The sequence below is a fragment of the Zarconia sp. genome, from assembly GCF_057467645.1.
The window spans coordinates 1-12642 of the sequence record NZ_JBRJXU010000024.1; the positions used below are offsets into that span (position 1 = coordinate 1).

The 12642-nt window shown below is 49.0% G+C and carries 9 protein-coding genes; 5 read left to right on the forward strand and 4 right to left on the reverse strand.

Features of this window, described 5'->3' with window-relative positions:
• Nucleotides 1-105: 105 nt before the first annotated feature.
• The gene (locus AC2215_RS03715) at nucleotides 106-750 is read right to left on the reverse strand and encodes a glycosyltransferase (protein ID WP_486808608.1); all 645 of its coding nucleotides are present in this window, start codon (nucleotides 748-750) and stop codon (nucleotides 106-108) included.
• Between AC2215_RS03715 and AC2215_RS03720 the strand changes: the two genes are divergently transcribed.
• The 5 genes from AC2215_RS03720 (at nucleotide 743) to AC2215_RS03740 (ending at nucleotide 9539) form a co-directional block, all read left to right on the forward strand.
• Nucleotides 743-1063 carry a glycosyltransferase gene (locus AC2215_RS03720; RefSeq protein WP_486808609.1) on the forward strand — a complete coding sequence of 107 codons (321 nt, stop codon included), beginning with the start codon at nucleotides 743-745 and terminating at the stop codon, nucleotides 1061-1063. The two genes, AC2215_RS03715 and AC2215_RS03720, sit on opposite strands and share 8 nt — an antisense overlap.
• The gene (locus AC2215_RS03725) at nucleotides 1060-1635 is read left to right on the forward strand and encodes a hypothetical protein (protein WP_486808610.1); all 576 of its coding nucleotides are present in this window, start codon (nucleotides 1060-1062) and stop codon (nucleotides 1633-1635) included. The genes AC2215_RS03720 and AC2215_RS03725 overlap by 4 nt, the downstream gene beginning before the upstream one ends.
• 94 nt (nucleotides 1636-1729) lie before the next feature.
• Nucleotides 1730-4348 (forward strand): CHAT domain-containing protein, encoded by a 2619-nt coding sequence (locus AC2215_RS03730; protein ID WP_486808611.1) that lies wholly within the window; start codon nucleotides 1730-1732, stop codon nucleotides 4346-4348.
• Between the two features lie 92 nt (nucleotides 4349-4440).
• Complete coding sequence (locus AC2215_RS03735) at nucleotides 4441-7737, forward strand: two-partner secretion domain-containing protein (RefSeq protein ID WP_486808612.1); 3297 nt, start codon at nucleotides 4441-4443, stop codon at nucleotides 7735-7737.
• Nucleotides 7738-7949: 212 nt separating this feature from the next.
• A complete protein-coding gene (locus tag AC2215_RS03740; RefSeq protein WP_486808613.1) occupies nucleotides 7950-9539 on the forward strand; it encodes an IS1634 family transposase in 1590 nt (529 codons plus the stop codon).
• Here the strand turns inward: AC2215_RS03740 and AC2215_RS03745 are convergent.
• From AC2215_RS03745 to AC2215_RS03755, 3 genes are all read right to left on the reverse strand, one after another.
• A complete protein-coding gene (locus tag AC2215_RS03745) occupies nucleotides 9524-10597 on the reverse strand; it encodes an FG-GAP repeat domain-containing protein (protein ID WP_486808614.1) in 1074 nt (357 codons plus the stop codon). The two genes, AC2215_RS03740 and AC2215_RS03745, sit on opposite strands and share 16 nt — an antisense overlap.
• Before the next feature lie 80 nt (nucleotides 10598-10677).
• Nucleotides 10678-10866, reverse strand: coding sequence for a hypothetical protein (locus AC2215_RS03750; protein WP_486808615.1), 189 nt, complete (start codon nucleotides 10864-10866; stop codon nucleotides 10678-10680).
• Nucleotides 10867-11253: 387 nt separating this feature from the next.
• Nucleotides 11254-11805, reverse strand: coding sequence for a GNAT family N-acyltransferase (locus AC2215_RS03755; RefSeq protein ID WP_486808616.1), 552 nt, complete (start codon nucleotides 11803-11805; stop codon nucleotides 11254-11256).
• Nucleotides 11806-12642: the final 837 nt, after the last annotated feature.

Here is a 12642-nt window from a genome sequence, read left to right on the forward strand (position 1 = left end):
TGGATAATTCACCAAACGCGCTCGATCCCGATGGCAAGCGAACCTCACGCAAACAGACTATTTTGCGGGTAAATTGCCAACTTGCTTGTTCAGCGAGGCTTTGAGCTATTTTTGTCGAACCTCATGAATCATCCAGGTTAGAAATGCACGGAACCCAAATTGCTCGATCGCCCTTTCTCTCAAAATTTTGGGTTGATAGATCGTCGGATGGGGATAAGTCCCTTCGAGAATTTGGATGAGACGATCGCCGATTTCCTCCACATCAAACGGGTTGACCAAGCACCCCAACTCGGCTCCTTGCAACGGATCGAGCGCCCCATCTTGATTTCCCGCCAACACCGGTTTGCCGCAGGCAAGAGCTTCGAGGTAGACGATGCCGAATCCTTCAATGCAACTGGGAAGGGCAAAAACATCGCACAGATTGTAATGGTCTGGGAGTTCTTCATCGGGGACGAATCCGGTGAAGGTGACGCGATCGCTCAAACCCAGTCGTGCTGCCAGAGACTCCAAACGAGGGCGATCGTCCCCTTTGCCAACAATCAGGTAATGTAGATTGGGAATCCGATGGCTCTGGCTCACTTTAGCAACAGCATGAAGAAGGCGATCGATACCTTTATCCCGCGTGCAGGTTTTTCCCAGGCGAGAGACGGTGAGGATAACCGGTTGTGAGGGCTTTAAACCATATCGTTCCAGCAAATACCGGGGTTTAGGAGCAATTTGAAAGCGATCGACTCTGAAGGTATTGGGCATTGTTTACCTCGAAGCCCTTGCCTGTGGTAAACCCGTCCTCGCCGGGAATGGAGATGGGGCAATCGATCCGTTGCAAGGGGGGAAGTTGGGATGTTTGGTTGACCCATTTGATGTCGATGCGATCGCCGATGGTATTCTCCAAATCCTCAAAGGGACTTACCCCAACCCGATTCTCTATCAACCCGAAACATTGAGACAAAAAACCCTCGATCGATTCGAGTTCGGCGCATTTCAAAGCTGTTTAAAGATAAAAAAAGCGTTGTTAGGATGGAATAACTCGATTGACAGTGCCTTCAGGAGGCAAATACCGTGAACTCTAGCATTTCTATGCTGGCTCTTTTTTCGCTGGTGACGGGAGGATGGAATTTCGATCGCCCTCTAGCAGTTGCCACCCCAGGTAACTGCAAATGGGTGGGACGCATTCTCAGCGTTGAGAACTCGCAAATGGAGGCGGGAAAGCTGCTATGTGCCGAGGAGACTTTAGAAGCAGAACCCAACGCCCAAGTGACTATTGTGTGCTACGAAAAGGGTGAAACCTTGGACGTACCCAGCGCTACGATATCGACGGTGGGCAATCGCTGCAACCCACCTCTCCCAATCCTTGCCCAAGTAACTTGCGATCCAGAGGGCTGCTATGCCGATCCGCACAGTCCGGGTCGGAGACGACGGGGTTGGGGACGATGGTTAACAATGCCCGGTAAGAAGCATCCCCCAAGTCTTTCACCGTTTCCAACATCGGTTCGAGGCTCAACACGTCTGGGCAAGTCGGCAAAATCAGTAAATCGCATCCTTTGGCAAGTTCGGTTAAGTCGTCGGAATGGGGACGATTCTCCTTTGGAGATGCTACGCGAACGCATTCCGGGAGAAGTAGAGGATCTACGATAAGTTGGGAAGTTTTTTGTTAATGATGAAAAAAAATGTTTAGGTAAGGGAGGTGTGGAAGGTTAGCGCTGTGCTGTATTCTTTAATTGAAGTAAAAATGCCTCGTAAAAAGAAAAAAAACATTTTTGAATGTGGATTGCATCGCTTAGTCAAGGGGTTGATTCCTGGGCTGACCGTCAAGTTTTTATTAAGAGGACTGCTTGTTGCTTCTGTCGCCAGTTGTTTGATTCCCGATCGCTCCTTAGCCAATTTTGAAGTTGAACCCCTCACTCAAACTTCATCTTTGAATTTAGAGCAACAAGCTCGGCAACTCTACGAATCTGGACGGTTCGATGAGACAATTTTGCTTTTGCAACAAGTATCGGCAACGGCGGCAGAAACCGGAGATATTCTCACTGAGGCGATCGCACTGAGAAATTTGGCACTGGTTTATCGAAAAGCAGGAGATTTGGCCGCAGCAACCACCGCAATTTCGAGAACGTTCGAGTTACTCGAAACTCTCGAATCGAATCGAGAAACGCAACAAATTATTGCTGAATCCTTAGAAGTTGAAGGACAAATCGAGCAGACATCCGGTAATTCGGAAACCGCGATCGAGACTTGGAGAGCAGCGAAGTCAATCTATCAAAATTTAGATGACATTCGCGGGGTAACTCGCACTCAAATTAGTTTGGCGCAAGGACTGAAGTCTCTGGGTCTCTACCGTCAGTCTCTCGATGCTTTAAATGAAGCCAATGTCTACCTGCAAAATCAACCGGATACGCGGCTCAAAGCGCGAGTTCTCAAACGTTTAGCAAATGCATTGCGGGTTGTAGGAGATTTACAACAATCGGAGGAATTATTACAGCAAAGTTTGGCAATCGCGCGGCAACTTTCTGCTTCAGAAGAAATTGCCTCAATTTTGATGAGTTTGGGAAATACAACCCGATTAAAACCTGAGGCTGTAGAAGTCGCTTTTGATTACTATCAACAAGCCATTAATGGGGCGACTTCAGGTCAATTAAAAAGTCAAGTACAACTGAATATGCTGAGCTTATTAATTGAGAACGAAAATCGAGATAAAGCAGCGGAACTGATTCCTCAAATTGAGTTAAACTTATCTCAACTTTCGCTCTCAAAAGAAACAATTTATGCCCAAATCAACTTGGCTTTAATTTTATTAAAACTTACCCAAACCACATCAACAGACGATCGCCAAGCTGCCGAACTCCTCGCCACAGCCATCCAGCAAGCACAAACCTTAGGCGATCGCCGCACCGAATCTTACGCTTTGGGAAATTTAGGCAAACTCTACGAACGGCGGCAACAGTGGTCTGAGGCAAAAGCATTAACTCAAAAAGCGCTTCTCCTGGCGCAAGCAACTAACTCCACCGATATTGCCTATCAATGGCAATGGCAACTGGGACGAGTGTTAAAAACCCAAAACGATCGCGCCGGTGCGATTTCTGCCTACTCCCAAGCCATTGATAGTTTGAAATCCATTCGCAGCGACTTAGTTGCCATTAGTTCCGACGTGCAGTTTTCCTTCCGCAAAAGCGTCGAACCCGTTTACCGCGAATTTGTCTCACTGCTACTCCAACCGGGTGTCACTGTCACCCAAAACGACCTCAGATTAGCGCGGCAAACCATCGAATCCCTGCAACTTGCCGAACTCGATAACTTTTTCCGCGATGCTTGTTTGGATGCCAAACCCGCACAAATCGATCGTGTCGATCCCAATGCTGCCGTTCTCTACCCCATTATTTTGCCCGATCGTCTCGAAGTTATTGCCGCCATTCCCGGAAAACCCTTGCAACACCACTCCGCTATGTTTTCCAAATCGGAAGTGGACGAGACGATTATCGAAGCCTTGCGAGGGTTATCGAGTCCTCGAAAACGAATCAATATCAATAATTTTTTGCAGCCATCCCAAAAACTTTATGATTGGTTAATTCGTCCCATTCAAGCCGATTTAGCTAACAGTTCCGTAGAAAGGTTGGTATTTGTTTTAGATGGATTTTTGCGACGATTCCCGGTTAGTGCTCTCCACGATGGCAACGAGTATTTAGTCCAACAATATGCTGTGGCTTTAACACCGGGTTTGCAGTTAGTCGAACCTAAACCGATCGGCGAAACCCCATTGCAAGTTTTTACGGGAGGATTGAGCGAAGCACGTCAGGGATTTTCAGCGCTACCGGGAGTCGAAAGCGAACTCGAACGGATTCGAGTGCAAATCCCTGCACAAGGGGTTATCAATCAAAATTTTACCGAAACTCAGGTTCAAGAATTACTCGACTCTTCACCGTTTCCGATCGTGCATTTAGCCACCCACGGCGAGTTCAGTTCTAATGCAGAAGATACCTTCATTCTCACCTGGGACGATCGCATTAATGCCAACGAATTGAAACATTTTTTAACCAGTCAAACCCAAAAAGGTCAAGAGATCGAATTGTTGGTTTTAAGTGCGTGTCGCACCGCTGCTGGAGACGATCGAGCGGCATTAGGGTTAGCCGGGATTGCCGTTCGTGCCGGTGCGCGCAGTACGGTGGCATCGTTGTGGTACATCAGCGATGAAGCAACTTCAATTTTGATGAGTCAGTTATACATCGAGTTGGCAAAGGGAACGGAAACGAAAGCTGAAGTGCTGCGCCTCGCGCAAGAATCGGTATTACAAAGTGAAAATTTTTCACACCCCTATTTTTGGTCGGCTTTTGTGTTGGTTGGAAATTGGCTTTAATTGCCCTATTGCCCTTTCCGTTGGCTACCCCCCTCTCTTCCTTTTGTCCAAAGTCCAATCCTTAACTGCGTCAACTCAACTCAGGAGCATTCATGAGCAAAGCCAATTTCCATTCTAGGCTGACATCTGCTGCGGTTTTCGCGTTGGGACTGGTAGCCGCACCAGCTCAAGCGCAGATTACCCCGGATGCCACCTTAACCAACAATTCGATCGTGCTTCCCGATGGTAACGTACTCACCATTGAAGGGGGAACAGAAGCCGGAACCAACCTCTTCCACAGTTTCCGAGACTTTTCCATCCCCACGGGAAGCGAAGCCTTCTTTAACAATGCCCTCACCATCGATAACATCCTCACCCGCGTCACCGGGGGATCGATTTCCAATATCGACGGCTTAATCCGCGCCAACGGCAGCGCCAATCTCTTTTTACTCAATCCCAACGGTATTCTTTTAGGTCCGAACGCCAGCCTAAATATCGGTGGTTCGTTCCTCGGCTCGACGGCCGAGAGCTTTCAGTTTGCCGATGGTCGCGAATTTAGCGCTACCAACCCCCAAACCTCAACGTTACTCACCGTCAGCGTTCCCATCGGTTTGCAGTACGGCTCGAACCCCGGCACAATTACCGCCCAAGGCACGGGGAACAATCTCTTTCTCGACACTCCCTTCGTGATTCGCGTTTTCCGACCCGATGGCTTCCAGGTGGCCGACGGTCAAACCCTGGCTCTCGTGGGCGGGGAGCTATCCCTAGAAGGAGCGAATCTCACAGCAAGGGATGGGCGCATCGAACTCGGAAGCGTTGGTGGTGAGAGTTTGGTGGGGATTACGTCGATCGACCCTGGCTTTGCCCTGAGCTACGACGGAGTTAGCAGTTTTCAAGATATCCGCTTGTCTGAAGCCGCCTCCGTAGAAGCCAGCGGTAATGATGGAGGGGCGATTCGAGTACAAGGGCGAAACGTTCTCGCTTCCGGGGGATCTGCCATCTTAGCGGATACCTTAGGCAATGGCACGGGGGGAACCCTGCTCGTGCGCGCCTCCGAATCCATCGAACTGGTGGGAACCTCCAGCTTTACCCCACCCCCTACCGAGACCCAAACCTTCGATCCGTTTCCCTTTGCCACTCGATTCTCGACGGATGTGGGACGATTCCCCGATTCCACCGGTAATGGGGGAACCTTAACCCTGGAAACCGATCGCTTGCGGGTTGCCGATGGGGGGCTGGTTTCGAGCGGTACATTTAGTACGGGGAATTCCGGCACGCTCCAGGTTTTGGCGCGAGAAATTGAACTCAGTGGCGGTGCGGCTGGAGTGGGTTCAAGTGGTTTATTTGCTCCGGTGGCACCGGATGCTACTGGTAATGGCGGCATTATCGACATTAATGCCGACAGTCTAAACATTACTGGAGGGGCAATTATTTTTGGCGGAACTCTTGGTATTGGAGATGGGGGAACGACAACGATACGAGCCAGAGAAGTCAATCTGTCGGGGACTTCACCAAACGGAACCCGCAGTGGCTTATCCGTGTTGGTTTTGCCGGGAGCAACAGGAAATGGAGGCAATTTGCGAGTGGAAACCGAGCGCTTGCGCGTGGCTGATGGAGGTGGAATACTGGCGGTGACCTTCAGCTCGGGAAATGCAGGAAATATCGACATACTGGCTCGGGATGTAGAACTGGTCAGTGGAGCGCAAGGGGTAGGACCAAGCGGTTTGTTAGCCAATGTGGAAGCGGATGCAACGGGGAATGGGGGAAGTATTCAAGTCGAAACCGAGCGTCTGCAAGTTACCGATGGCGCCCAGATTGCGGCGATTACACTTGGTGCAGGAGATGCTGGAGAAGTCGCGATTCGTGCGTCGGAGATCGAACTGGTGGGGACTTCCCCCGGAGGCAATCCTGGTGGTTTGTTCGCTAATGTGGAAGCGGATGCAACGGGGAATGGGGGAAGTATTCAAGTCGAAACCGAGCGTCTGCAAATTCTCGATGGCGCACAAGCTGCTGTGACGACGTTCGGGGCAGGAGATGCTGGAGAATTAACCGTCCAAGCTTCAGAAATCCAACTAGCGGGAACTTCCCCTGGAGGCAATCCTGGTGGGTTATTTGCTAACGTTCAGACTGAGGCTACGGGGAATGGGGGCAATATACGAGTGGAAACCGAGCGCTTGCAAATGTCAGAGGGAGCGCAGATGTCCGCCATAACTTTTGGTGCAGGCAATGCCGGAGAATTGACTGTTCGCGCGTTGGATATCGAACTAGCGGGTCTCTCTCCCGGAGGAAATCCCAGCGGTTTATTTGTGAGTGCAGAAGTAGGAGCCACCGGAAATGGCAGTAATTTAACCGTTGAGACGGCTCGCCTACAAGTTCTAGATGGTGCTCAGATTGCTGTCAGTACCGGGGGAGATGGCACTGCGGGGGAACTGAATATTCGCGCTTCCGAATCGATCGAACTGAGGGGAACCTCGGAATTTACCCGCAGTGGGCTATTTTCCAGTGCCATTGTCGGTACGGGACAAGGGGGAAATGTTAATGTCACCACGGATAAATTGACTGTAGCTAATGGGGCGACGATTAGCGCGAGCAACTTCCAAAGCCAAAACCTGCAACTTCCCGGACAGGGTGCGGCTGGTAACATTCGCGTGGCAGCAGATTCGATCGAACTGGATACTCAAAGCATTATCACCGCAGATACGGCAACGGGCGATCGGGGTAATATTACCCTGCTCTCCCCAGATTTACGGCTGCGTCGGGGCAGTCGCATTACCACCAACGCCCAAAGCAGCGATGGGGGCAACATCACCCTCGATACTGATACCCTCGTCGCCTTAGAAAACAGCGACATTACCGCCAACGCCGGACAGGGATTTGGGGGGCGCGTCACCATCGAAACCCAAGGTATTTTCGGCACCCAATTTCGGGAACAACTCACCCCCCAAAGCGATATCACCGCCACTTCCGATTTAGGGCCGGCTTTTAGCGGTGTGGTGCAAATTCAAACACCCGATGTGGATGCAGCGTCGGGATTGGTGGCGCTCTCGGGAAGTCTGGTGGACGTGACAGCGTTGGTGGGAGAAGATCTATGTTCCCAAAGTCAAGGCAGCAAGTTTGTCGTTACCGGACGTGGAGGAATACCACCCCATCCTGGAGATCTGCTCGATAACGAACCGGATGTGTTGGAGTGGACGATGCGAGATGGGGAAGAATCCGACGAGGAAACCCAGACCCTTTCGCCAATAAGTTCTCCGCCACGAATTCATCCGAATTTGCCATCCCAATTAATCGAAGTGACGGGTTGGGGACTAGACGAAGATGGCAACGTTGTTTTAGTGGCCGAAGCGCCAACGGCAATGCCATCGAGTCCGGCATTTGTCCAACCGCAGAACTGTTGGATGCTATATTAGTTGTCTCGATTGAGCTGATTGCGTTGTCACGTATACGCTCGGTTCTGAGAGCCGGAGTTTAGACAAAATCGTTAGCTTTTCCGACTCGATCGTCTTTCAGTTAGTCCACCCGTTTGATAGACCAAGCCGCTTTACCTATACCGGACATTCCGCAGGTTAGGTCACAAAACCGGATAATTTAGTGGGAAGAGTGTTTTGAGGCGATCGGGTCAATGAAGGTCGAAGATCTAGACCACCTGGGTATCATAGCAGGAATAATAGACCAGATGGGTCTCATCGAACGAGTCAATAGTTGCTTGGGAACCCACCCTCAACAAATCGTCAGTCCGGGGTTGGGAGCCAAAGCTATGATTCTTAATGGATTGGGCTTTGTGAGCGCACCGCTTTACCTGTACGAAGGGTTCTTCGAGGGAAAGGCAACAGAACACCTGTTAGGAAAAGGAATTAAAGCCAGACATCTCAACGACGACTATCTCGGGAGACTACTCGACAAAATCTGGGATTATGGGACGGCTCAACTGTTCAGTGCCATCGCTATGGATGCTTACAGAGCATTCGAGTTGGATGTGCGCCGATATCACCTCGACAGCAGTAGCCTGAGCGTACACGGAGTCTATGAAGGTCAAGAGATGCCTCATGGATGTCTCGAAATCACCCATGGCTATAGCAGAGACCATCGCCCGGACTTGAAACAGTTCATCGTGGAGATGATTTGCGCCAACGATGGAGAAGTGCCCTTGGCTTTCTCGGTCGCCAGTGGCAACCAATCGGATAAAGCCGTCTTCGCTCAACGGTTGAAAGCATTTGCACGTCAGTGGAATGTTGAGGGAATGCTTGTGGCCGATAGCGCCCTCTACAGTGCCGACAATCTCGTGGAAATGGGTCAACTGCGATGGATTACCCGAGTGCCATTGAGTCTGTGTGCGGCCAAGACATTGGTGAGGCAGTTCCCATCAGAAGCTTTGAGTGAGACTCAACACAAAGGCTATCATCTCGGAAGTGTCTGCAGCACTTATGGAGGTATCAAGCAGCAGTGGGTGGTCGTGGAAAATCAAGCCCGAATTGAGAGTGACCGACACCAAATTGACAAGCAAGTTGCCAAACAGTATCGACAAGCCCAGAAGCAATTACGTGCGCTGTGTCAAATCGACTGGAGTTGTGAAGCCGATGCACTCGAACAAACTCAATCTTTAGCAAGCACTTGGTCGTATCATACCCTCGCCAATATCGAGGTGGTCGAGCATCGCCACTACAACAGACCAGGGCGACCCCCTAAAGGAGTTCGGCCAAAGCTCACTTATCGCATCCAAGGGATTGTGGTTCCCGACTCGGTTGCCATCGAACAAGCCCAATGTCGAGCCGGTCGCTTTATTCTCGCCACCAATGTCGTCGATGACCCAGATGTGACTCCACAGAGCGTTTTCAATGACTACAAGGGGCAACAAGCTACCGAACGGGGCTTTGGCATTCTCAAAGACCCATTATTTTTTACATCGAGTGTCTTTCTCAAAACTCCACAACGCATTGCGGCATTGGCTACCATCATGGGTCTGTCATTGATGGTGTATACTCTAGCCCAACGGCAAATGCGTACTGCGTTAGCTCGGGTCAAGGAAACTCTACCCGACCAACGCCATCGTCCGACACGAACTCCTACCCTACGCTGGATTTTCCAATCCTTTCAGGCGATACATCTCGTCTGGCTTCCGGGTCAAAGGCACATCTCCAACTTGACCCCCCAACGGCGGAAAATCCTACAGTTCCTCGGAGCACCTTGCCAAAAATATTATCTCATTTGCTGACCTACCTGCGGAATGTCCGCATTACTATCGGCAAAAAGGATTTGAGCCGTGTTGCTGTTATCATCATCTAAACGACCCTTTTCTATCCGCAAGATATCATCGAACCCATCCCCGTTAAAATCTCCAACGTGTAAGTTGGTTTCGTCTCCTTTTAAACTGAAGCCTTCTGCTAAATTGACGATGTTCCTACTAAAAAATCTACCATTACTATCGGCAAAAAGGATTTGGGTCGTGTCAATATTGTCATTATCCGATCTACCTTTTTCTTGACGGAGGATATCATCGAACCCATCCCCATTAAAATCCCCAACCTGTAGGTTGGTTCTGTCTCCTTCAATATTGAAGTCTTCTCGTAAAGTGACTTTGCTAAACGTGCCATTCCCATTCGATGTAAAGATATTTGCGGTATTAAAATTATCATTATCGAAACGACCTTTTTCTTGACGGAGGATATCATCTCGACCATCCCCATTAAAATCCCCAACCTGTAAATTAGTTAAGTCTCCTTCTAACCTAAAGTCTTCTGGTAAAGTTGTAACCGATGCTTGTTGCTCGAGCGCAATTTCTTCTCCATCAAGGGTAACAACAGCCTTATCGTTTTCTAGCTGTAGCTGTTGCAGTTCGCTATCTGTGAAAGATTCACCTTGCACCAATCCAGAAAAAATCGCCCCTTCATCCCCCGCAGCGTCTACAGAGTTAATACTCGCATCAACATAATGTCCGTATTCTTCTAAAATCAAATCCGAAACAGCACTTTGATTCGTCGCATTCGCCAGTAGATATTCTTGAGCAATATAAATCTTGTTGGTGTCCGCTGAATATGCACCATTTGCACCGTTGATGCTGGCCGAGGAGAGAATCTCCACGCCCGGGAAATCGCTATAATCTCCCGTCTGCCATTGTTCAATTAGGTCTGCTGCCGCATCGCTGTCATAGGTCGGCCCAAAGGCGGTCATCAAGTCACCGCTCGGCTCTCCACCTAAAGCATATTGGGTGAGGAGATCTTGGGACGCTGCGATCGCGTTGTTCAAGATTGTAGAAATTGTTTGAGTTGTCATGGCGAGTATCCTCTTTGTCTCATCTATAACTAGCCTAGTGGGCTTCTAGATAGATGTCGTTGCAGAAAATCTCTGGACTTTCACCAGGCGCTCTCTGAAAATGTCAGGGAGAAGAAATAGCGATCGTATCTCCAAAGGTGAATAATCCAGGCTAGCGCTGGGTCGGTAACGATGAGTTGTTCGGTTTGGGTGAGTTCTCGCGACCCGGACGAGGGACGGGAGCGAGTGAGGAACGAATTATCCGTGCGGTGCGAGCAATCGTAGACCATAACGACCAATTCCCGGCCCACGAGATGGGACAAGCTAAATGGTCTCTTGATAAGTTTGCTGTCCGTCAGCTATCCGGCTGCAACGGTCAGGTGGTAGCCCGATGGTTTGACGAGCATCACGGGTTGATTGACGACCACAACTGCAAGCACGGCCTAACCGAGGCATTCCACAACCGAGACAATCATCGGGATGAAGAAATCCGCTCCGGCGATCGCTTTGGGGTGAGACGAATATTTGAGAACTGCGTCAGAGCCAGAGCCAGAAGCGGTTACAAGGCTTTTGAGACTCGGTGGTGTCGGTATTTAGGCTTAATACGTTTGTGTTGGGTAAGTGGGATGAGGAGAAACAGAAATTGGTTGGAAATATACTACGAGAGTTTCCGAGTCTCATAATTCAAAGACACCCAGATAGAGTTGGCAATTATCATACATCGAACTTGATGGAATACATATGTCTTTATGTATTGTTACCTGTCGAATTAGTTTAGAATAAGCCTTCTTAGTTCTGACAGCATTATCTAGAGGAAAAGCGGCAAAAACAACGGGCACACCAAGATGCTTACAGCGTTCAACAATACATCTATCCAACAATGAAACAGTACTTCCTCCTCTGTACTCTCGAAGAAGTACCTGTCTTGAGACTTCAGCATATTCCGTATCCTGCAAATTGAGGTGTGGGAAAATCGCATCAAATCTAAAACACTCACTTTCTGTTGGCAAAAACATACTACCAATCTCAGACTTAACAGTAAGCCTTGCACCTCCAATACATTGATTGCCATCCATCACGACAAGAATATGGCTACATCTATCATATCGATCGGGCAAGCTGAAATCATGCGTCCAGCCACGACGCTCAAAATATACAGATTTACGAACAAGACGATACTTAGATAAAGATTGTTCTATTGGATTCCATAAAAATGAGAAATTTTTCATTTGGTAAATTTAAACAGTAACCCATCGCTAGTTCCTGTCTTATTGTCAACGTAAGATATCAAATCTTTTGTTTTTTTCATCATAGTAGCTTCTCTACGTTATAGATTCGAGGTTCAATGCTTCCGGGTAAGTCGGCAAAGTTAGTAAATAGCATTCTTTTCTCAGTCTTATAAAAGAAGACAATCGATAGACACACCCATGGTACAAACCGTGTCCGATCGCGAAGCTATACAATTACAGCTAGCACCAGCGGTAGGGTGCGTCAGGGAGGATTCATCGCCGCCTAAACGCCCCAAATCCGCCTCGTTTCTGTCTGTGTGGACGGGGGATTCTCGTGGGTTCTAGAGGGCATTTTGCGGGGCTGATGAGATGGTGTGTCGTGGATGTGCTGTGGGGTGGGTCGAATGGCGAGCGCGTTCTCAAATCCGTACCACGTTCTGTTATTTTAAGTACGTGTTATTTGAATATCTGATAGGTCGTAACGCGGTACGAAAAAGTCGATAAAACATTGTAACTTGTTCTGAATAGGTCGATAAAATATTCGTATCACGTTCCGATAGTCCACAGAACACGATTAATCTTAATCCCTACAACCTATATATATCAAGAGTTTCAGGGCGTAGAGCGATGGGAAAATTTGAGTTTAAAACTCGTAACACGTAACGGGAGCTATAAGTGATTGATATACCGCGTTCCGTAAGTATGTGCTCTGCTCTGCCTGATAAGGTCAATTGTCGTAACATGTTACTAGTAGCAGTCCCTGTTCATATCACGTTCTAAGATGTAGCGGTCGCTTAATCCTGCGGGGGGTGAAACACTTGCTATATAATATTTACA

Bases quoted from the DNA above. Each gene is read 5' to 3' on its own strand.
- AC2215_RS03730 (WP_486808611.1), top strand. From the start codon at position 1,730: ATGCCTCGTAAAAAGAAAAAAAACATTTTTGAATGTGGATTGCATCGC.
- AC2215_RS03715 (WP_486808608.1), bottom strand. From the start codon at position 750: ATGCCCAATACCTTCAGAGTCGATCGCTTTCAAATTGCTCCTAAACCC.
- AC2215_RS03745 (WP_486808614.1), bottom strand. From the start codon at position 10,597: ATGACAACTCAAACAATTTCTACAATCTTGAACAACGCGATCGCAGCG.
- AC2215_RS03750 (WP_486808615.1), bottom strand. From the start codon at position 10,866: ATGGTCTACGATTGCTCGCACCGCACGGATAATTCGTTCCTCACTCGC.
- AC2215_RS03735 (WP_486808612.1), top strand. From the start codon at position 4,441: ATGAGCAAAGCCAATTTCCATTCTAGGCTGACATCTGCTGCGGTTTTC.
- AC2215_RS03755 (WP_486808616.1), bottom strand. From the start codon at position 11,805: ATGAAAAATTTCTCATTTTTATGGAATCCAATAGAACAATCTTTATCT.
- AC2215_RS03740 (WP_486808613.1), top strand. From the start codon at position 7,950: ATGAAGGTCGAAGATCTAGACCACCTGGGTATCATAGCAGGAATAATA.